Raw genomic sequence first — 20,698 nt, forward strand, 5'->3', positions numbered from 1 at the left:
CAAGCGTGGACCACTCCCCGTTTACCTGCTAGCGTCGCGTCCGGCGGTAAACGGGGAGTGGTCCCCAGTATGGGAAGGGGCGGACGTGGCGGACACGGCACTGGTGCTGGGCGGGGGCGGCCTGACCGCGTACGGATGGCAGATCGGCGTCCTGGCAGGACTGGCCGACGCCGGGGTGGACCTCATGGACGCCGACGTCCTGGCGGGCACGTCGGCGGGGTCGCTGCTGGCGCTCGACCTGGCCAGGGGATCGGCCCCGGCCGACCTCTACAAGGAGCAGCTCAACGGCGAACGCGTCATGCTGGACGTGGACTTCACTCTCGGCATGACGGTCAGGTACCTGTGGGCCGCGCTGGGCTCGCGCGACCCGGCGACGGTGGTCAAGCGCCTCGGCCGGCTCGCGCTCTCCGTGCGGGACGTGCCGGAGACCGCGGTCTTCGACGCCATAGGCCCCCAACTCCCCGTCCGCGACTGGCCCGACCGAACCGTCCGGATGTTCGCCGTCGACGCGCTCACCGGTGAACCGACCGCCTTCGACGCCGACAGCGGGACCGACCTCCTGCACGCCATGTCGGCCACCTGCGCACTGCCGCCGCTCTTCCCGCCGATCACCATCGGCTCGGGCCGCTGGATGGACGGCGGCGTCCGCTCCACGACCAACGCCGACCTCGTCGACGACTGCGCGCGCGTCGTCGTGCTGGCCCCGATCCCCAAGGGGGCGGGAGCGAGCCCGAGCGCACGGAGCCATGCCGAGACCCTCTCCGCGCGCGGCGCCCGGGTCGCCCTGCTGACCCCCGACCGGGAGGCCCGCCGCGCCTTCGGCCGCAACGCCCTGGACGCCTCCCGCATCCCCGGGGCGGCCCGCGAGGGCAGGCGCCAGGGCACGGCTCACGCGGAACGCATCGGGGAGATCTGGCGGGCCTGAGCGCGGGGTCAGCCCCGGGGCTCCGACAGACCGGACACCTCGTCGACCAGGGGCTGGACGCGGTAGGGGACGACCGCACTCAGCGCGATGACCGTCGTACTGCGCCGCACCCCCGGCACCGCCAGCACCTGGTCGATCACCTGCTGCACATGCTGGTTGCTCGTGCCCGCGATACGGCACCAGATGTCACCGGGGCCGGTCACGACGTGCGCCTCCAGAATCTGCGGCACGGCTCGCAGCCGCGCCGCGATGGCCTCGCGGGCCGACTGGTCCACCTCGAACGTCGTGAACGCCTGGACCACGTGCCCGAGGGCGGCGACGTCCATGTCCGGCCCGTAACCGGTCACCACGCCGGAACCGGTCAGCCGGTCGAGCCGGGCCTGCAAGGTACCGCGGGCGACCCCGAGTTGCCTGGCGATCTCCAGCAGGCCCTCACGCGGACGTTCCCGGAGCAGCCGCAGCATCCGGCCGTCGAGCCGGTCGAGCCCCTGTCGTGCCACCGTACCTGCCGATCTGCCACCCGAAGGGCACCCCGATGCCACTTCACTTGCCAAATAGACAACCAGAGAAAGGGTCTGTTGCCCAATAGGCACTACGCGTCCGACCCTATGTGCTCCCGTCACAGGAGGAGATCCGTGAGGAGATCCGTGAGGCAGCACACGCACCCGTTCGTCCCCTACCGGCCCGACCGGTACGACGAGGCCGAAATGGTCCGGCGGGGAAAGGACTTCGTGTCGTTCGTCGACCGCAGGCGCAGCGTCCGGTTCTTCAGCGACGAGCCGGTCCCGCGCGAGTGCGTCGACCTGGCCGTCGCCGCCGCGAACACCGCACCCTCCGGCGCCCACTTCCAGCCGTGGAAGTTCGCCGTGATCGGCGACGCCGAGACCAAGCACCGCATCCGGGTCGCCGCGGAGGAGGAGGAACGGGTCAACTACGAGGGCGGACGCATCCCACCCGAGTGGCGCGCCGCGCTCGCCCGCCTGGAAACGGATTCCGACAAGGGCTTCCTCGACGTCGTCCCGTGGATCGTGGTCTGCTTCGCCGAGAAGAGCACCGCGATGCCGGACGGTTCGCTGCGCAAGAACTACTACGTGAACGAGAGCGTCGGCATCGCCTGCGGCCTCTTCATCACCGCCCTGCACGCGATGGGCCTGAGCACCCTCACCCACACCCCCAACCCGATGGCCTTCCTCACCAGAATCTGCGAACGCCCCGCCAACGAACGCCCCTACATCCTCTTCCCCGTCGGCCACGCGGCCCCCGACTGCGAGGTCCCGGCCCTGACCCGGAAGCCCCTGACGGAGGCGCTCACCGAGATCCCGCGCTGACGGTCCCCGGCCGCGCGACGCCCCGCGCCCGGCCGAGGGGCCCCCGACCGCCGCACGCGCGTCGAGGGCCCCAGCCTCATCACCCGTTCACTCCCTGGCGAGCCGCCGCCGACGGACCACCAGCCCGCCGACGGCCCCTGCCACCCCGGCCACCGCGAGGGCACCCGCCCCTGCGGCGACCGGCCCGTTGCCCGGCGACCCCGAGCCGGCGGCATCGGCGTCAGCGGCGACCCGCGTCCGGTCGGTCCGGCTGCCGTACCCACCGGCGTACCAGCGCTCGTCGTACCGCGACCCCGGCAGCTTGTCGGCGTACCGCTGGTGGACCAGCCGCTGGTAGCGCGCCAGGCCGGTGCCCCCGGCGCCGACGGAGGCGCGGGCCTCCTCGTTCAGCGGAACCACCCGGCGGTCGGTCACCCGGTACCAGGCGTTCAGCTGGTGTTGATGCACTGCGGCACAGCCGACCCCTGGCACGAACTGATGCGCGGAGCCGCCCTACGCACCGGAGCCGCCTTCTTCTCCGTACCCGACGCCGACCACCGCGGCGGCTGGACACTCTCCGCCGAGGTCATGCCAAACGTCCTGAACTTTCGTGCCCTGGACGAGGGTGACCCACACACCCGAAGTTTCTGAGATCGCCGACCTCCACCGGGGCCTGATCGCGCGACATCCAGAGCAGAGGCCCCGACCACAGCGTTTCCGCTGTTGACTGGCCCTTTGGACTTGGGGCTTCGCCGTATCTCGGCCGCGTATCGTCGGTCGTTGGTTGTCGGTTGCACCTGCCGCGTCGCTTTTGGCTCCGCTGGTGGACTACTGCCCCACGGGTTCCGTCCGGTTCGCGCTCTACGCGGAGGCTGACGGACTGGCGACCCTCACGGTATGGGGCTTTTGGAGAGGGAACCGCGGCGGCTGAGTGGTGGACAGTCCTTTTGTCCTGACTGCGGTCTGTTGCAGGACCGAGTGCCGACGCTTGAGCAAGAGTGGGTGCTGCTGGAGCCGGACATGAATCCGCTGGCCCATACGGTGCCGGCGGAGCACCGGTGGATCGAACTGTCCGATGGGCGGGTGACGGTCTACGGGGTGTGCCCGCCGGATCAGTTCCAGCGGTGCCGCGTCGAGCACCGCCTCGCCTGCCCTGCACAACCTCTGCCGGATCTGTGGCCGTGGTTGACGTCCCTACGAGGGGAGAACGCGCGGCGAGTGGAGCGGCAGAACGATCCGGAGCCGCCTTCGCCCCGTGAGGAGTGGCCGGACGCCGGCTGACGGCTCCTCCGGAAACTATGGGGCCGACCAGGGGAGACAGTCCAAGCTCCTGTCCACGAATAGTCCACAGACGCCGACATGCGCCTGCTCCGGGCGGCATACGCCTGCACATACGCGAAGACCCCGGCCTCAGCGTTTCCGCTGGTGACGGGGTCTTTGGGCACCTCATGCAGGGTGCCCCCGGCAGGATTCGAACCTGCGCACACGGCTCCGGAGGCCAGGTGAGAGTGAAGGCTGCCGGGGCTCTGACCTGCGGGGGAGTGGTGCCGGAGGTGGGACCCAGTCAAGATCATCACGCCCCTATTACGTGGGTGCCCTGTCCGGGGGTGGGACCGCGCCGTATCGTCGGAGGCATGATCTCGGGCACTGACGGCGAAGCGCACGGCGACGGCACGGAGTTCACGGCGGAGGGCGTGGAAGCCGTCATGCGTGAGGCGTGCGAGGCGGCCGGCCTCGACTCCACCGGGGCAAAACTGCTGCGCCTGGGCTCCAATGCGGTGTACCGGCTGGCGTCCTTACCGATCATCGTCCGCATCGCGCGTGATCCTGCCGTCCTGGCGGAGATGGAACGGGCCGTGGGCGTCGCCCGATGGCTGGGGATGATCGACTTCCCGGCCACACGTGTGCCGACCGCCATCGCACAACCCGTCCTCATCCGCGGCCTGGTGGTGACCTTCTGGGAGAGCGTCCAGGAGCGGGAGGAGTACGCGACGGTCGGCGAGCTGGCCGATCTGCTCCGTCGCCTGCATTGGCTGCAAGAACCCGAGTCGCTGAGGCTCCCCTACTTCGATCCCCTGGCCAAGCTGTCGGCCTCGCTGGACGGCTTGCACGCTGTCTCTCCGGAGGACCGGTCCTTCCTGGAGGAACGAGCGGCCAAGCTCGCCAAGGAGTACGACCGGCTGGACTTCGTGTTGCCCTTCGGGATGATCCACGGTGATGCCAACATCGGGAATATCCTCCGCCATCGGGACGGTCATGCGGTCCTCATCGACCTCGACGGATTCGCCCTCGCCCCGCGCGAGTGGGACCTGATCCTGACCGCGCTCTACTACGACCGGTACGGCTGGCACACGGAGGCGGAGTACGCGGAGTTCGTCCACCGGTACGGCTTCGACCTCATGAACTGGCCGGGGTACGAGACTCTGGCCGACCTGCGGGAACTGATGATGGTGGCGTGGCTCGGTCACCAAGTCGACGTGAGTGAGCGCTCTGCGACCGAGTTCGCTCGACGGATGCGGTCGCTGCGGGCGGGCGAGGGACGCGACTCGTGGAGTGCCTTCTAGGCACTGGCAGCGCAGCCTGAGCGCAGCACTGGCTAGCTCCGTGACCCTGGAACAGGCCGAGAAGCCCTACGCCCCCGCGGCGATCCACAGCCGGTGCTCGCTGGCCTCGTCTGCGAGGTCGCGTGCAGCGGCACTGTGGCCGGCGGCGCTGAGGGTCCGGCGGAACTCGGCGAGGTAGCTGACGCACCGCGCAGACTTGAGCTGTTCGCCGAGATCCAGAGCGTCCAGGGCTACACGGCATGCCTCCTCGACGTCCCCCGCGCGCAAGTGGGCGTCGGCGAGGACCATCGTCGCGAAGAAGTCGCTTCGTACATGGCTGCCGCTCATGGCGTTCTCAGCGTGGGACACCGCCCGACGGGCGCTGTTGACGTCGCGGAAGCAGTGGGCGGCTTCGGCGGCGAGCTCGGCCTCGTCGAAGTAGCTGATCCACTCCGGCTCGTCGTCGCTGTTTCGACCTTCGAGGGCCTTGGTCGCCGCGTTGAGCGCGGCCTCGCAGGCGGCGACATCTCCGGTGCGAGCAAGTGCGCGGGCCTCCATCGCGTGGAACTGAGCCCGCAGCGTCGGTGTGGCCACCGGAGAGATACCCATGAGCGCTGCACGGGCAAGAGTCGCGGCCTGCGTGTACCGCCCCAAGAAGGTCGCCTGGTGGCTCATCGCTGACAGGATGCTGCCCGCGAGCCGACGGTCGTTGGCGTCCTGGGCGAGGCGGAGGGCCTGGAGGAAGTACCTCTGGGCGAGTCCGTGGTGGCAGGCGTCGTAGGACATCCAACCGGCAAGAAGCGTTGCTTCCGCCACGGTCGAGAACAGGGCCCTGCCCACCTGCTCGGTGTACCGGCCTTGCAGGAGTGGGGCCACATCGTTGTTGAGGTACTGGATGACCGAGTGGCGTGCATGGTCACCGCCGAACTGATCGTCAAGCTGGGCGAACATGTCCGCGGTGGTCTTGATCGCTGCCACGTCGCCGAGACCGACTCGCACCCCCTCGGCACGCGGCCGGGGAATGCTCGGCTCGGGAGCAACGAGCCACCGGAGGGACGCTTCGTTCCACGCCGGCTCGGACGGTTCCGCGGTGAGTAGCGGGTCGTAGTGGTTGAGGTCCGCGCGCCACAACTGGCCGACCGTCTGAATGGCGTCATCAGGGCTGGCGGGGTACGAGGCGTCGAGTACCGAAGCGTCCTCCGCCTCTCCGTAGTCCAGGCCGAGTTCCGTCGGACTCGTCGCGAAGGCATCGCACAGAAGCGGCCCGTAGAAGTCGTCGGGCGAGCTGTGCCCGTTCTCCCAACTCGCGATACGGCGCTTCACACTGGCGTCCGACGGGAGTTGATGCCCGCGCTGGGCTGCCGCTCGGCGTAACTCCCTCACTAACCGCGGCTGACTCCAGCCCCGGCCGGTGCGAGCTTCCCGTAAGCGGGCACTGGTCGGCTTCATGAGGACGTAGCCCTTCATTCCCTGTGCGTACGCCGGTACGAACACTCGGTCTGCCCGACCGAATGTACGCGCTGGTCATTGCTTCTTGCACGTAGTAATCGGAGATCGCTCGCAAGGAGCAGGTGACGGGGGATGACGCGACGGGCGTGGACGCGTCATCCCCCGTCACCCCTCGTCATCTGCCCTGGCCAGGTGCAGGGCCGGGAGTGTGGACCCACGGCGGCACCGAGGCCGCACCGCAGTCCGACTGAGGGTGAGATGACGTGCAGAGGATGACCAGGCGGGGCATGGAGTGGCTGTCTGCGGCAGCGGACAACCCGACCGAGTGCCGACAGGTTTGGGCGGATGACCCGCGGATGCCCTGCCTCCTGCCAACCGGCCGCTTCTTCGACGTGGTGAGCGTGGAACAGCGCCTCGGAATGGAGATGTTCGACCGCCTCCAGCGCAGCGGGATGCCGATGGGACCTTCGGTCATCGACCGCAAGGCGCAGCGAGTCGGTTTCTTCCTGGGCTCGCAGAGCCGGGAGACCTTCACGTACTACCTCGACCGTGAAACCTCGTCTCCGCCTCCTTACCGCTACCTCAGCGATGGTTCGGCCGTCGTCGTGCCCGGCCCCATTCCGCTGTCCGAAGACCGCTACCAGTGGCTCCGGGCACCGACGCGCCGGCCGGAGGCCAACCCGCTGCGGCCGGTGGCTCTCGCGACTGCGCTGGTCGCCTCCGCGGAACTCTTGGCGAGGATCGACCGCTTCGACAAGCAGTACCCGACTCCCTACGCGGCGGTTGCCGCGCTCCCCGAGGAGACGACCACCGATGCCGGATGAGCCGACCGTCGGGCGCGACGCTGCCGCGTGGTCACCTCTTGAGAGCGACGGCTGGTACGCGGCTCGAAACGCCACCACCGCATTGCGGGACGTCCTCGTGCGAGCGGGGCTGGAGAAGGACTTCCCCTACCTGCGTGCGGACTTGAACGCCTTCGGACACGGTCTCGTCGAGCTGGGACGGGTCTCACCCGACACGGCCGAGCGACTCGCCGAGCTTCTGCGGCTGGCACTGGCAAGCGGATACGGCCGCGACTGTGACGGCGACGGTCACGCATCAACCACAGCCGATGAACACAAGGGAAGGATCTGACGTCATGACCGACCGGCGAGGAGTGGTGGCCAAACGGGCGGAGGACCTGGTGCCCGGCGTGCCCTACGTCCGAGGCTGGAACCGTGCGCGCCGAAGCGCCGGCACCCTGGCCGACCAACTCGTGCTGCTCGGCTTGGACTCCGACTTCCCCGGCTTGATGGCCGACGTGAACGTCTTCGGCGACGGATTGGTGCAGCTGGGAACCGTGCGCCCCGACGCGGCCGAAATGCTGGCGAAGCTCATCGCGGCAGGGCTCCAAGCAGAGTTGCACGGCACGACGGCCGAGACATCTGCCGTCTGAACCGCTGCTCAAACGCCGGTCGGCCGCGGTTCGAGCGTGCTCCTGCGGTCGACTGGTCTGGCCCCGTACGACATCGTTCTCTCAGCGTTGTCGTACGGGGCCATTTGCTGTCCTCGCGAACGTGGCTGGTCTGCCGCTCGGCCGGGACCGGCGCCCCAGCGCCGCAGCCCGGACGAAGCGGCAGGCCAGTGATGACATCAGCTTGGGAAACTGCGGTTCATGATGAGCTCGTTCGTGCGCTGACCTGGGTAGAGGCTCGGTGAGTGGTCTTGTCGGGCCTGGCTGCTCTCACCGTGATTCCCCGCTGTTCCCCGCTCGATCTGGTGCGCTAGTGGTGCAGGGCTACCAGCCGCATGCCGCATATCCGCTGCTGCATGCTGGCCGTCGTGTACCAGTCCTACGACGCAGCGACAACCGTTTGGGTGTTCGTTGCTTCGCTTCTAGTCGTGCTGGTTGTGGGCTGTGTGTCCGGCGTCGCAGGTAGGTGTGGCAGGGACTGTGGGGTCGACGAACACATCGCGATCGGGCTGTCCGTTGTCACGGCCCAGCGAGGCTTGCTATCAGGCTCCTGCTCGTCGGCCAGGAGGACAGCCAACTTGTCGGCCACATGGACAAACTCACGGTGGAGCGGAACTGCCCGAATCGTCAGCGGGTCCGGTCCCTCGTGTCCTACAGTGCGAGCGCGGCCGAGACCAGCAAGCGTGAGTTGGAGCCCGAGAGACGTACGAACCTTGAGATCGTCAAGGTGCCGATCTTTCAGAAGCGTGGGGGAAGAGTTGATGGACGAGGGCAAGAAGAAGGACGCCGAGCCACCACCCTTGCTCTCAAGGTTCATGGATGTGGCGGCGTGGGCCAGGACAAACAGTGATCTTGTCTGGGACCGGCAAGCAGATGGAAGGTTCCGCGCTGGACTCGTCCTTAAGTTCTCCGCTTCCCAGTCGATCATGCTGAGGATCGAGAAGAATCCTGGCAGCCGTCTCGACTGGCAGTTCGGTCCCGCCAAGCCCCTCCCCAAGCTGCGCCGGAAGCCTCTGCGCTGATACGTGAACCCACGCCCTCTTCGTCCCGAGCTCTCGGTTGGATGGTCATTTAAGTCTGGTGGGCTGGTCAGTCAGCCCTTGACGGCTCTTGGCGGTCGGCTGCGGTCATGGTGGTTGCTGTACTTCGCTGCTGTACCGCAACGGCAATCACGTGGAGCCGGACCACACTAGGCCCACTGGCAGGCGAGGCTTCGGCGTCATACTGTCGTTTGCCGTGCCTGGTCAGCCGGGTTCTGTGGTCTGAACGGAGGGGGATCGGCGATGCCGCTGGAGTTTGGGCTGTGGCGTGTGGACGACAAGCCCGTGCGAGTCGCTACGCGGCCGATGCCTTTGGAGTCCCGGCTGGAAGAGCTCATTGAGGCCGATCCCGGCATCCTGGGGCATCCGTTGCTGCTGATCGGCCGGCAGGTGGTCACGCAGTACGGCAAGGTCGTTGACCTGCTAGGTATGGATGCCGAGGGGGGCTTGCACGTTCTGGAGCTCAAGCGAGACCGCACACCTCGGGAAGTGGTGGCTCAGGTTCTCGACTACGGTTCCTGGGTCCAGGAGCTCACAAACGAGCAGATACGCGACATCTACACCTCCTACGCCCGCGGCAGAGGTCTGGCGGAGGAGTTGGACGAGGCGTTCGCGGTGCGGTTCGGCGGCACTCCGCCGGAAGCCCTCAATTCGACCCACGCTCTCACCATCGTCGCGAGTGAGATCGATGCCGCAACGGAGCGGATCGTCACCTACCTGGCTTCTGGGTTCCAGGTCCCGGTCAACGTGCTCTTCTTTCGCTACTTCGAGGACGATGGGCGCTCCTATCTGGCCCGCACCTGGTTGATGGACGAGACCGAGGCCGTGGTGCCGTCAGCTGGGGCGAAGGGCCGTGGCAAGCAGGAGCCGTGGAACGGGTCGGATTGGTACGTGTCGTTCGGTGATGAGACCGGGGGCAGAAATTGGGACGACGCCCTTCGCTACGGATTCGTGTCAGCCGGCGGCGGGGAATGGTTCTCGCGGACGCTCCGGTCCCTCCCACTGGGGGCGAGGGTGTTCACACATATCCCCAAGGTGGGCTACGTGGGCGTCGGCACGGTCTCCGGCGAACCGCAACCGTTCGAAGACGCAGCCCTCAGCATCGAGGGTGAAAGCCGCCGCATGTCCGATCTCTCCTTGGCGGGCACCTACCGACGTGCCGCGGACGGAGCTGCAAACGGTACGGAGGATCCTCGTGAGTGGATCGTCCCGGTCACTTGGGAGCGTGCTGTGCCACGCGAAGAGGCATTGTGGCGCACGGGCTTCTTCGCCAACCAGAACTCCGCATGCAAGCTCCGCGCCCGCTTCACTATCGAAGAGGTCTCCCGACACTTCGGCATCGATCAAGGCTCCCCTGACGCCTGACACAAAGCAGCCACAACCCCATGCAGCAGCCCTCGGCTCGGCTGCATAGAAGGCGGCGGCAGACGTGCCCCGCTGACGCGGAGCGCGCCTCGCGGGAACGGCTCCGGAGGGCCCTTCGGTCCTATGGAACGGAGCTGGTCAGCGGCACGTCTGCAATCCGCAAAGCAGGGTTCGTCCACGAATGGTCCACGACGCCCTGCCGAAGCACCACTAGAACTGACCCTGCCGGTTCAACGCCAGTATTTCGGTTGGTACTGGACGCGAGCCTGTCACATCGGCGCCGACAACCGAGAATTCGCGGCGACCCTCGCCCGCATCAGTGGCGATCCCGCCGCGTCGTAGGGCGGAACCTAGACTACCGACGCGACCGGGTGCATGTGATTTGGGCCACATACGCCCACGCGGGATGAATACTTGTTCTGTTCCGCTCAAGCCGCCGTGTCGCCGCCTGAGGGCTTGCTTGGAGCCAGGGGACCAAAAAAGACCCCCGGAGAAGAAGACGTTTCAGAAGAAGTACTCGTGAAAGTATTACCGATGAGGCAGTTTTGCTTTGCGCGATTCAACGTGGCCCGCGCTGACCATAGTTGGTGCGTTAATCTCTGCCTGCTTGTTCCTCCTCTCTGCAGACTCCAGCCGAGCAGACAAGCCGGCGTTCCAGGAAGAGGAGAGCAGCGATGCAGGATCGATCGTTGAGGAGAAAGCGGAAGCGCTGGCCAGAGCCGGACCGCTGGCAGGTAATCCTGTCAGCCCTCAGCCTCCTCGTAGCGGTCGCTGCCCTCGTGGAGCAAACGGGGCGTTGAGCCCGACCGCAAACGCCAGCCGGGCTCAACCACCGCTCCGCGGGTTTAGGCCCGGTCTGGTTGCCCCCAGGCCGGGCTGCACGCCTCGCGGAGCCGCTTCTAGCTGTGTCGGCCGAACAGAAGCTGACGGACAACAAGCGCCACAGCCCAAGCTACACGGGGCAGCGAGCCAATCCACTGGCTTGGCAGTCCTCATGCCTGCCGGGGAACGGCCGAGGCGAGCGAGCTTCCGCGCGGAACGAGTAGCCTCAGTGATCGTGTCCTCGCCTGGCCACCGACCTCATGATAGGTGGCAGATCGAAGATAGCGAGGCCCGACGCGCCCACGGCCTCTATACTTCGCGCATGACGGCGACGGATCCCGGACCTCTCAGGCAGCGTATCGATGAATTTGTTGCGTACCGGCATGCGTTTCTAAAAGGGGACGAAAAAGGCGAAGCGCAAATGTTCCTGGACCGTCTGTTTAGGGCGTTCGGGCATGCTGGTGTCGCCGAGGCCGGTGCGACTCTTGAACACCGCCTAAAGAAAAAGGACGACAAGGGCACCTCATTCGCTGACCTCTTGTGGCCTGGTCGCTGCCTCATCGAAATGAAGAAGGCTGGCGCCAATCTTCTGCAGCATTACCGTCAGGCCTTTGATTACTGGGTTCGCGCGGTACCTGATCGACCGCGATATGTAATCCTCTGTAATTTTGATGAGTTCTGGATCTACGACTTCAACGCTCAAATGGACGAGCCGGTCGACCGTGTACCTATAAGTAAGCTCGCTCAGCGATGGGATGCGCTTGCCTTTTTGTTGCCGATTGAGGAAAAGCCGTCTTTTGGCAACGATCTCGTTGAAGTCACTCGGGAGGCTGCAGCTCAGGTAACAAGTGTCTTCCGGACCCTCTTGGACCGGTCGATAGAACGAAGGCAAGCGCAGCGCTTCGTACTGCAGTCGGTGATGGCGATGTTCGCCCAAGACATCGGCCTTCTGCCCAGGCATAGCTTCTCTCAGGCGGTTGAAGAGTGCACTCAGGGGGCGAGCTCTTACGACCTTATTTTTGGTCTGTTCCGCGAAATGAACACTCGAGGAACTACTCCCGCCGGCAGATTCAAGGGCACACCATACTTCAATGGTGGCTTGTTCGCAGATATCGCGGGATTCGACCTCGAACGAGACGAACTGCTGCGCTTGCATAAGGCCTGTCAAACGGATTGGTCGGCTGTCCGGCCGGAAATCTTCGGTACTCTTTTTGAGACCAGCATGGATCAAGGTGAGCGTCACGCATACGGCGCACACTTCACTAGTCAGGCCGACATAGCATTGGTGGTTGGCCCTACGATTGTCGACCCTTGGCGACAGAAGATTGACGATGCGACCACGATCGCTGATTTGGAAAATTTGCTTGGCGAGCTGGCCGCATACCAGGTCTTGGATCCTGCATGTGGATCTGGGAACTTTCTATATGTCGCGTATCGGGAGATCCGTAGGCTAGAGCGCGACATCCACGCCAAGCTGGCGGAGCGTCGTAAGTCTGGCCCCAGTGGACAGGGGACGCTCTCTTTCATTCCGACGGCGAATTTCCATGGGATTGACAAAAACGAGTTCGCCGTTGAAATTGCTAAAGTCACGATGATGCTCGCAAAAAAGCTGTCATCGGATGAGCTGCACGACGATCAGCAGGTGCTTCCCCTTGAGAACTTGGACAGCAGCATCATCGCCGCAGATGCGCTATTCACGCCATGGCCGAAGGCCGATGTAATTATCGGTAATCCGCCGTTCATGGGGCGACGCAGGATGTCAGAGGAGCTCGGTGCGGATTACTGCCAACGCCTGGCACAGAGGTATCCGAACGTTAGAGGCGTCTCCGACTTCGTCACCTACTGGTTTCCGCTGGCGCATGATCACCTTAAGCCTGGTGCCCGCGCCGGATTTGTGGCGACAAATTCCATTCGCGACAATCAATCACGAATTGCTAGTCTCGACTACGTAGTCGATAACGATGGGCACATCTTCAATGCCGTATCGAGTAAGCCGTGGTCTGGTGACGCTACAGTTCACGTCTCGATCGTAAACTGGAGTAAGGCGGTTGACGTCAGCCCAAAAATTCTATGGCTGAACGACGGGGATCTGCGCCTAACTGCCGACTATATTTCCAGTTCGCTTTCGACAGCCGTTGACGCCCGCAAGGCGCAGCCGCTTGCCTGTAACCAGAGTCCACCAACATGTTTTCAGGGGCAGACAGCAGGCATCGTTGCGGGCTATCTGATTGATCGCAGCAGGCGCCGTGAAATCATCAGCAAGGAACCGGAGAGTGTGAAGTATATTCACCCCTTCTTGGGTGGTCGAGAGCTTCTCCACAGCGCCGCCATCAATCGCTGGGTAGTGGATGTCCCCGAATCTGACTTCGGCCGCTTGGATGCGCTCCATCCTCGTCTAGCAGGCCACCTCAAAAATTTCGTCCTGCCGAAGCGAGAGCAGTTGTTGGCTAAGGAACGTGTCAAGAATCAGAAGGGGGCCGACAGTAACCCAAAGTTTCGACCCGAAAACCAGCATCAACTTTTTATGAATCGCTGGTGGCAACTGTGGCGTAGACGTCCTGAACTGATAAACGAAATCGTCAAAATTCCACGCTATTTGGCCACCTCGCGCCACATGACGGAGAATCGAATCGCGATTTTTGCCTTCGTAGATTCCGCCATTCACCCTGGTGATGCCGTCACGGCCTTTGCGCTCGATGATGAATTTTCTTTCGGCGTCCTCAGCTCCTCTACGCACGCCGCTTGGCTGCGGGCACGTTGCTCGCATATCAAGAGCGACCCGCGGTACACGTCGACTACTGTTTGGGACTCCTTCCCATGGCCTCAATCGGCAACTAAGCAGCTAGCCGACGTCGTCGCTAGCATCGGCGCGAAGATTCTCCAAACGCGTGAGGAATATATTGAGCGAGGAGTCTCGTTGGCAAAGCAGTACGACTCGCTCCAGATTCCCGGTAAAAACAAGCTTCGCGAGCTTCACGCGCAACTCGATGAGGCAGTGCTAGCTGCCTACGGATTCAATACCGACGATGACTTGGTGGCGCAGTTGCTAGCGCTGAATGTCGACATGGCCGCCTCATCAGTACCGCATCGAGGGCCTGGTGGTGCTAGATACGGCATTGAAAAAATGACCGATTACTGCATCTCCCCACCCATCGTGTAGCGAGCCTGCTTTTTGGCTAGTGCTGTGACCGAGAAGGTTCACCGGGTTCGAGAGTTGTGAGGGACCAGACGAACGGTTCGCGTGCTGGGGTGAGACGATCGCGCCGTGACCATCCACCTCCATGACCTCGATGGCGAGCACTCGCTGACGTTGGATGCCGGCAGCCTTGCTGCCGATGCCGCAGTAGTTGCCGCCGGGCACGAGCCGAACGGGTACTTCTGGGAGGGTCTCGTTCGGTTTGCCTGGCCGGATATTGCCGAGCACGTCGATTTCGACAGCGAGGCTGGCATGTTCTGCGCGGTCGGCAGTTCGGGCGACCTCGCGCGACTCAAGACGGCCGTCGAATCCGTCATCACGAGCCCCGAGGCAGTCCGCGACATCATTGCCCGTGCGGAGGCTTCGGGCTTCGAGTTCGACGACTAATGCTGTGACTTCGCCGGGTTGAGCGGGGTCAGGCTGCGGCCGGCAGTGGCCTGCCGCCCCAGCGGAGACCTCGTTCGCTGCGGACGCGTGCGCGTTCGCGGCGCTGGGCGGCCAGGACGCCGGGGTGGCGGGCGTTCGGGTTGCGCCAGCGCAGGTAGGCGTGCAGGGCCCAGGTCTGGACGGTGTGGTTCGGATGGTGGGAGTTGGCGAGGGTGAACTGCCGCAGCGGCCCGAAGTGAGCCTCGATGGGATTGGCCCAGGACGCGTAGGTGGGTGTGAAGCACAGCTCGACCTTGTTCCTGGCCGCCCACCTGCGGATCTTCCAGTTCAGGTGGGCGGAGTGGTTGTCCAGGATCACGTAGATCGGGCCGCCGTCCGGGCGGGCTGCTCGGATCGACCGCAGGGCGGCCCAGGTGTGATCGATGCCTTTGCGGCGCCGGTTGACACCCCACAGCTTGTCGTCGCCGACGGAGTAGCAACCGTGAAAGTAGGTGATGCCGTGGGTGCGGCGGTAGGTGGCAGGCAGCCGGTCGGGGCGGCTCTGTTCGGCCCAGCAGGAGCCGGCGGTGGGGCGGATGCCCAGTGGCCCGAACTCGTCGAAGGCGAACGTGCGTTCAGGACGCTCGTTGACCGCGTACTCGATTCGCTCCAGTTTGGCATCAAAGGCCGGGTCCGGGGACTCCTTCCAGGTCTTCGTTCGCTGAAAAGTGATCCCCCGGCGGGCCAGTAAGCACCGCAGGGCCTCGCGGCCGATCCGGACGGGCCTGGTTATGTTCCGGCGCAGGTGGTCGGCAAGTTTCCGGACCGACCAGCGGGTGAAGGGCTTGCCCAGCACGGTCGGGCGGGTGGTGGCCGTCTGGATGACGAAGTCCTCGTCGTCACTGCTCAGCAGGCGGGGACGGCCTCCCGCCCACTGAGGGTTGAGGCATGCGAGCCCCATCTCGTTGAAGCGGTGGATCACGTCCCGGACGGTGTCCTCGTCCGCCTGGACTAGCCGCGCGATCACCGGGACCGTGCTGCCGCCGGCCGAGGCCAGCAGCATCATCGCCCGCCGAAACCGCACCGAGCTCGTACTACCTCGCCGAACGATCTGCTGAAGCTTCTGCCCCTCCTGCTCCGTCAGTCTCCGGACCGTGACCGGTGGTGCCATCCCGCCTCCCCTGCTGGTTGGAAGCGACATCGCTTCCAACCAGCACAACGAGCAACCCGGTGAACCTATGCGGTCACAGCACTAGCCTCGCTGGGCTCTACGTTGAGTATCCGCCAGGCCGCATTGCACGTGGCCCGGCGGGCTTTGGGCGAACCTTGCGGAAGTCGCAAAGGAGCTCCAACCGATTACTCAGCGCTGGCGCTTGAGTGCCGCCAGCGCGCGGCCGGTGACCTCGTCGACCGGGCCCATGGCCTCGATCGTGACCACCAGGCTCTGGGCCTTGTAGTAGTCGATGATCGGCTCGGTCTGCGTGTGGTAGACCTCGAGCCGGTTGCGGACCGTCGCCTCGGTGTCGTCGTCACGCTGGTACAGCTCGCCGCCGCAGACGTCGCAGACGCCTTCCTTGGCCGGCTTCTTGTACGTGACGTGGAAGACGTGCGCGGAGTCGTTGCGGCAGATGCGCCGGCCGGCGATCCGCTTGACGACCTCCTCCTCGGGGGCCTCCAGGTCCAGCACCGCGTCCAGCTTGATGCCCTCGGTCGTCAGCAGCTCGTCCAGCGCCTCGGCCTGCGAGACATTGCGCGGGAAGCCGTCCAGCAGGAAGCCGTTCTCCGCGTCCGGTTGCTCCATGCGGTCCTTGGCCATGGCGATGGTGACCTCGTCGGGGACGAGGTTGCCGGCGTCCATGTAGGACTTGGCGAGCTTGCCCAGCTCGGTCTGCTGGCTGATGTTGGCCCGGAACAGGTCGCCCGTGGAGATGTGCGGTACCCGCAGCTTCTCAGCGAGGCGCGTGGCCTGCGTACCCTTACCGGCACCCGGCGGCCCGACGAGGACGATTCGCATCAGCGGAGGAACCCTTCGTAATTGCGCTGCTGGAGCTGGCTCTCGATCTGCTTCACCGTCTCGAGACCGACACCCACGATGATCAGGATGCTGGTCCCGCCGAACGGGAAGTTCTGGTTCGCCCCAAAACCAACCAACGCCATCGTCGGCACGAGAGCGACCAGGCCCAAGTACAGCGAACCCGGCCAGGTGATCCGGTTGAGCACGTACGAGAGGTACTCAGCGGTCGGTCGGCCAGCCCGGATGCCCGGGATGAAGCCACCATACTTCCTCATATTGTCGGCGACTCGCTTGGGGCTACAGCCGTCGATGTACCCGTATGCGGTGCCCTGTTACGCAGATCCCAAGTGGCTTCCGTCGTCATGCGGGAGTCAGCCGGGTTGCAGCCCAGCCTGCGCACCCGCCTTGTCTCGCGCCCTACTATGAGGGCGAACGCCGCACGGGCTTGGAAACCATCTGTCCTGTCCGTGTGCTGCTGGCAGCAAGCGGTTCATGATTGCTTTGAAGGTCAGATCTGCGCTTTCTTTGAGACCCCATCATCGTCGAGGCAATCCCGTGCGGCAGAAGTAAATGAATCAAGCTGGGTGCTGGCCTCGTGGACGTCGCGCGCAAAATCCTTGAAGGTGCGGGCGAGATCCCGCCCAGTGCTTTCGTCCTCCAGGTTACTGCTGCTTTCATCAATGACCGCTGCGGTAAACCCTGCCATCATGCTGGCCTGCTGAATAGATTGGATCAGCTTCTTCCCCTTCTCGGCAACCCTTGATGGGCCCACGAGTGAGACTTCAATCCAAGCTGATCTAAACTGGGTCTCGCGAAGCTCTAACTCATCGAAAAATTCATCGGTGAAAACTATTGACGGATCGAAGCGGGAACTAATTGTTGTGAAAATCTCGCCATCCGTTCCCCTTATCGTGGTTGTGGGCAAGTGGACGTCTGTGAGTAGCGTGATAGTTTCTGTCACGGCCTTGATGTACTCTCGATACGCGCCCTCCTGTGCGTTATGGCGCTGTTTTCGATGTTCGCTTCGAGCGGTTATTCGGACTCCTTCTCGCTGGTACCAGCCGGCGGCAAGCGAAGCTCCGAGGGTTGCAAAAGATCCAACTACGGCGCCGCCTATAGCGGCCAATCCGGCGTCCATGCCGTGATCGTACAGCTCGGGCCTTGTGTCTTACTCGCAACGGCTCAATTGGTCAGTCACCGTCGTGAATTAGGACATTGCGTCCCTCGGTGCAGAGTGAAGGACGAGGTCGGTGGAGCGGCTTTGGGCTGGAGCTGCTTTGGCGCGAGTGATCATGGCCCCGTAAGCTTCCGGCGCGTCGGGCAGTCTGTGGACATGCCCGGTAAAGCACGACGTTGGGGCCATGATCTGCGAGGCTCGCGCCAAAGTGGCTGCCTAAAGCCGTGGAGCCGACCGCCCCAGCCCCGGCGTGCCCCTTCTCTGGCATCAGGCGGCTGATTGCTCTGAGCGCGGCACGGGCGCCGGCCGGGCTGGAGCGGGGCGGAGACAGGAGCGCAGGCCCGGCCGGCGCCCGGGCCGCGCGCGGTGAGCGGAGCGAGCCGCCTTGATGACGTAGAGAAAGTCTGAGCCAACTCGGCCGTGCTACAGCCGGAACGACAGCTCCAGCTCGTCGCCTGGAAGGTGGAACTCCTCCAGGGCGAGGGGCTTGTCCGACTCGGTGAGGGTCACGCGGATGACGTGGAGCATCGGGACCCCGTCGGCGAGTCGTAGCGCCTGAGCCTGATCGGGTAGGGGCATGCGGGTGCGGATGTACTCCGTGAAGTGGAGCTCGTGTCCCAGGCCGGCGAGCGCCGTGTAGAGCTCCGGCGCCGGCGGTGGGGCCTCCTCCTCGTACTTGGTGTCGATGAGCACCGAGAACGGGACATACGTCCGGTGGAGTTGACGGAGGTGGCCGTGGTCCGCGGTTTGCAGCGCGTCGTACGTGAACATCGGCTCGCCCGGCGGGATGCGGAGTAGGTCCGCCAGGGCTAGCGGGGCGTCGGTACGGGTGGCTACCGGCGGCTCGGCGTCTGTCCAGCGGATGCCGTCCGCCTCGATGTAGCGGCCGTCCGTGGTCCGGCGTACGCCGCGCGGGCGCGTGTGGCTGGGGCGGCTGTGGGGGGAGCGGGCGAAGGTGCCGCGGCCCATGATGGCTTCGACGAGACCTGATGCCCGGAGTTCGCTCAGGCCCTGGCGGACAGTGGGGCGCGTCACGCCGAACTGCTTCGCCAACGCCTCCTCGGAAGGCAGCGGTTGGCCGGCGGGGAAGGTGCCGTCCAGGATGCCTTCGCGCAGGTAGTCGGCGATCTGCCGGTACTTCGGCTGCGTGTTCTTCGGCGGCATGCGTGCCCTCCACGGCCGTGGTCACTGCTTCTTCCGTCCGTGGGTGGAACGTAACCGCCCACGGACGGAACCTAGCTTCTCCCACACGAAGGCGGTTGACAACCCGTACTACGGGTGGCCAATCTTGTCCGTGGCGCCCGTAGTACGGGTGGTCTAGCAACCCGGAGGAATGGCCTTCGGGTGCCTGAGATGAGGAGATCCGAAAAGTGACAACCCTTCCGATCGACACCGCGAAGTACACGGGGATCATCTGTGCCGTGCCCCCGGCTCCGCGGGTCGCCAACCGTGAGACCGGTCAGCTTCGCGTTGACCGCGACACGGGCAAGACCGTGTACCAGGTCGGCCTCTGCCTGATGGCGGGTGCGTCGGCCGACGTCGTGAACGTGAGCGTGGCCGGCGAGCCGGCCGGTGTGCAGCTCGGCATGCCGGTGGCCGTGCGGGACCTGGTCGCCACGCCGTGGGAGAACGAGGGGCGGCACGGGATCGCGTTCCGTGCGGCGGAGATCCGGCCCCTGAGCGCTCCCGCCACCACGGCGGGCAAGGGGGCCGGGCAGTGATGAAACTGGCCTCCGCCACTTCGGCCGGTGAGACCTGGCCGAGCTGGGTTCTGGTGGTGGCCGCAGTGCTGGTGTCGGGTCTGCTTCTGGCGGGCCCGGCCCTGCACCGCCGCTACCCCGCCGCCTGGTGGCTGTTATGCGGCTTCCCGGCCGTGGCCTTCCGGGTCGTGCAGACCTGGCGGCCCTTGATGGCCGGCTGCGGGCTCGCCGTGAGTCGTCGACCGGCGCTGACCGTGGTGTCCGGGCTCGTCGGCAAAGGGGCGCCTCCGCTGCAGCCGCGGGTGCCCCGGAGAGGGCTCATACGCCCGTCCTCCGGCGGTTTCGCACTCCTCGTGCGGTTGTTGCCGGGGCAGGTGCCGGAGCACTTCGTCAAGGCCGCTCCCGCCATGGCGGAGAACTGGCAGGTGCACGCGGTACGGGTGACCTCCTGGAAGCCGGGGATCGTGCGCATCGTCGCCTCGGCGGCCGACCCGTTGGCCGATCCTCGGGTGCCGAAGCAGCGAGGGCCCGGCCATCTGCTCCGCGTGACCGTGGGTGCCCTGGAGACCGGGGCCGCGTGGGTGGTCGACCTGCGGCGCGTGCCTCACTGGCTGATCGTCGGCGCCACCCGTTCCGGCAAGTCGACCCTGATCAACGCCCTCGTGGCGGGCCTCGCCCCGCAATCCGTCGCCCTGGTCGGGATCGACTGCAAGGGCGGCATGGAACTGTCCCTCTACGAGCCGCGGTTGTCCGCCCTGGCGACGAACCGAGAACAAGCCGTCCGGCTGCTGGCGGCTCTCGTCGACCTGACCCTCGACCGGATGACCCTCTGCCGGGCTGCCCGCGTCCGGAACATCTGGGGTCTGACTGACAAAGAACGCCCGGTCCCCGTCGTCGTCATTGTCGACGAGATAGCGGAACTCTTCCTCGTGGCGAGCCGGAGCGAGAAGGACGAAGCGCATGCAGCCGGCACGGCGCTGATCCGGCTGGCCCAACTCGGTGCGGCACTGGGTGTCTTCCTCGTCGTGGCCGGACAACGCGTCGGCTCCGACCTCGGACCCGGTGTCACAGCTCTGCGGGCACAGCTCGGCGGCCGGGTGTGTCACCGCGTGGCCGACCCCGGTACGGCGGAGATGGCCCTCGGCGACCTCAACCCCGACGCGCTCAAGGCGGCGCAGGCCATCGCCCCGGAACAGGCAGGTACGGCCGTCCTCGCCTCCGGCGACGGCTGGGAACGCGCCCGGTCCCACCTGATCACGGAAGCGGAGGCGGAAGCCGTCGCCGCGGAGTACGCGCACCTGACCCCCGTCCTGTCCGAGCTCCACGTCGAAGCGCTGTGAG

At 65.4% G+C, this 20,698-nt stretch carries 21 protein-coding genes; 13 read left to right on the top strand and 8 right to left on the bottom strand.

Annotation, left to right across the window (positions count from 1 at the left end; genetic code table 11):
• Positions 1-85: 85 nt before the first annotated feature.
• On the top strand, positions 86-925 hold the full coding sequence (locus ACGH52_RS26170; protein WP_399942778.1) for a patatin-like phospholipase family protein: 840 nt from the start codon (positions 86-88) through the stop codon (positions 923-925).
• Positions 926-933: 8 nt separating this feature from the next.
• Here ACGH52_RS26170 and ACGH52_RS26175 read toward each other — a convergent pair whose 3' ends face one another.
• On the bottom strand, positions 934-1,425 hold the full coding sequence (locus tag ACGH52_RS26175) for an Lrp/AsnC family transcriptional regulator (protein ID WP_121703501.1): 492 nt from the start codon (positions 1,423-1,425) through the stop codon (positions 934-936).
• A gap of 147 nt (positions 1,426-1,572) precedes the next feature.
• Between ACGH52_RS26175 and ACGH52_RS26180 the strand changes: the two genes are divergently transcribed.
• The gene (locus tag ACGH52_RS26180) at positions 1,573-2,253 is read left to right on the top strand and encodes a nitroreductase family protein (protein ID WP_399942781.1); all 681 of its coding nucleotides are present in this window, start codon (positions 1,573-1,575) and stop codon (positions 2,251-2,253) included.
• An 87-nt stretch (positions 2,254-2,340) separates the two neighbouring features.
• Here ACGH52_RS26180 and ACGH52_RS26185 read toward each other — a convergent pair whose 3' ends face one another.
• A complete protein-coding gene (locus ACGH52_RS26185) occupies positions 2,341-2,700 on the bottom strand; it encodes a hypothetical protein (RefSeq protein WP_399942784.1) in 360 nt (119 codons plus the stop codon).
• 429 nt (positions 2,701-3,129) lie between these two features.
• On the opposite strand from ACGH52_RS26185, the gene ACGH52_RS26190 reads away from it, so the two are divergent.
• Entirely contained in the window at positions 3,130-3,513 is a 384-nt protein-coding gene (locus ACGH52_RS26190) for a DUF6083 domain-containing protein (RefSeq protein WP_193777789.1), read from the top strand.
• A gap of 353 nt (positions 3,514-3,866) precedes the next feature.
• On the top strand, positions 3,867-4,796 hold the full coding sequence (locus ACGH52_RS26195; protein ID WP_399942788.1) for a phosphotransferase family protein: 930 nt from the start codon (positions 3,867-3,869) through the stop codon (positions 4,794-4,796).
• A gap of 66 nt (positions 4,797-4,862) precedes the next feature.
• Here the strand turns inward: ACGH52_RS26195 and ACGH52_RS26200 are convergent, their stop codons facing one another.
• Positions 4,863-6,098: a hypothetical protein gene (locus tag ACGH52_RS26200; protein WP_399942791.1), complete on the bottom strand. Its 1,236-nt coding sequence runs from the start codon at positions 6,096-6,098 to the stop codon at positions 4,863-4,865.
• 389 nt (positions 6,099-6,487) lie between these two features.
• On the opposite strand from ACGH52_RS26200, the gene ACGH52_RS26205 reads away from it, so the two are divergent.
• The 7 genes from ACGH52_RS26205 to ACGH52_RS26235 all read left to right on the top strand — a co-directional run bounded on the left by ACGH52_RS26205 (position 6,488) and on the right by ACGH52_RS26235 (position 14,487).
• Positions 6,488-7,048: a bifunctional DNA primase/polymerase gene (locus ACGH52_RS26205; RefSeq protein ID WP_399942794.1), complete on the top strand. Its 561-nt coding sequence runs from the start codon at positions 6,488-6,490 to the stop codon at positions 7,046-7,048.
• A complete protein-coding gene (locus tag ACGH52_RS26210) occupies positions 7,038-7,358 on the top strand; it encodes a hypothetical protein (RefSeq protein WP_399942797.1) in 321 nt (106 codons plus the stop codon). The genes ACGH52_RS26205 and ACGH52_RS26210 overlap by 11 nt, the downstream gene beginning before the upstream one ends.
• A gap of 4 nt (positions 7,359-7,362) precedes the next feature.
• Positions 7,363-7,659, top strand: a complete 297-nt coding sequence (locus ACGH52_RS26215; protein WP_399942799.1) for a hypothetical protein — start codon at positions 7,363-7,365, stop codon at positions 7,657-7,659.
• A gap of 779 nt (positions 7,660-8,438) precedes the next feature.
• Positions 8,439-8,699: a hypothetical protein gene (locus tag ACGH52_RS26220; protein ID WP_399942801.1), complete on the top strand. Its 261-nt coding sequence runs from the start codon at positions 8,439-8,441 to the stop codon at positions 8,697-8,699.
• 261 nt (positions 8,700-8,960) lie between these two features.
• Positions 8,961-10,082, top strand: coding sequence for an endonuclease NucS domain-containing protein (locus ACGH52_RS26225; RefSeq protein ID WP_399942804.1), 1,122 nt, complete (start codon positions 8,961-8,963; stop codon positions 10,080-10,082).
• 1,144 nt (positions 10,083-11,226) lie between these two features.
• Positions 11,227-14,064: a DNA methyltransferase gene (locus ACGH52_RS26230; RefSeq protein WP_399942807.1), complete on the top strand. Its 2,838-nt coding sequence runs from the start codon at positions 11,227-11,229 to the stop codon at positions 14,062-14,064.
• 105 nt (positions 14,065-14,169) lie between these two features.
• Positions 14,170-14,487, top strand: a complete 318-nt coding sequence (locus ACGH52_RS26235; protein WP_399942810.1) for an Imm51 family immunity protein — start codon at positions 14,170-14,172, stop codon at positions 14,485-14,487.
• A 28-nt stretch (positions 14,488-14,515) separates the two neighbouring features.
• Here ACGH52_RS26235 and ACGH52_RS26240 read toward each other — a convergent pair whose 3' ends face one another.
• The 5 genes from ACGH52_RS26240 to ACGH52_RS26260 form a co-directional block, all read right to left on the bottom strand.
• On the bottom strand, positions 14,516-15,637 hold the full coding sequence (locus tag ACGH52_RS26240; protein ID WP_399942813.1) for an IS630 family transposase: 1,122 nt from the start codon (positions 15,635-15,637) through the stop codon (positions 14,516-14,518).
• A 189-nt stretch (positions 15,638-15,826) separates the two neighbouring features.
• Positions 15,827-16,480 carry an adenylate kinase gene (locus ACGH52_RS26245; RefSeq protein WP_399942815.1) on the bottom strand — a complete coding sequence of 218 codons (654 nt, stop codon included), beginning with the start codon at positions 16,478-16,480 and terminating at the stop codon, positions 15,827-15,829.
• Positions 16,480-16,791, bottom strand: coding sequence for a preprotein translocase subunit SecY (locus ACGH52_RS26250; RefSeq protein WP_399946879.1), 312 nt, complete (start codon positions 16,789-16,791; stop codon positions 16,480-16,482). The genes ACGH52_RS26245 and ACGH52_RS26250 overlap by 1 nt, the downstream gene beginning before the upstream one ends.
• 197 nt (positions 16,792-16,988) lie before the next feature.
• Positions 16,989-17,618, bottom strand: coding sequence for a hypothetical protein (locus ACGH52_RS26255; protein WP_399942817.1), 630 nt, complete (start codon positions 17,616-17,618; stop codon positions 16,989-16,991).
• 462 nt (positions 17,619-18,080) lie between these two features.
• Positions 18,081-18,821 (bottom strand): GntR family transcriptional regulator, encoded by a 741-nt coding sequence (locus tag ACGH52_RS26260; RefSeq protein ID WP_399942820.1) that lies wholly within the window; start codon positions 18,819-18,821, stop codon positions 18,081-18,083.
• A 206-nt stretch (positions 18,822-19,027) separates the two neighbouring features.
• Here ACGH52_RS26260 and ACGH52_RS26265 point away from each other — a divergent pair, with 206 nt between their 5' ends.
• A complete protein-coding gene (locus ACGH52_RS26265; RefSeq protein ID WP_399942823.1) occupies positions 19,028-19,378 on the top strand; it encodes a hypothetical protein in 351 nt (116 codons plus the stop codon).
• Positions 19,378-20,697, top strand: a complete 1,320-nt coding sequence (locus ACGH52_RS26270; RefSeq protein ID WP_399942826.1) for an FtsK/SpoIIIE domain-containing protein — start codon at positions 19,378-19,380, stop codon at positions 20,695-20,697. The genes ACGH52_RS26265 and ACGH52_RS26270 overlap by 1 nt, the downstream gene beginning before the upstream one ends.
• Position 20,698: the final 1 nt, after the last annotated feature.

The organism is Streptomyces sp. BBFR25 (assembly GCF_044590125.1).
Taxonomy (GTDB): domain Bacteria; phylum Actinomycetota; class Actinomycetes; order Streptomycetales; family Streptomycetaceae; genus Streptomyces; species Streptomyces canus_D.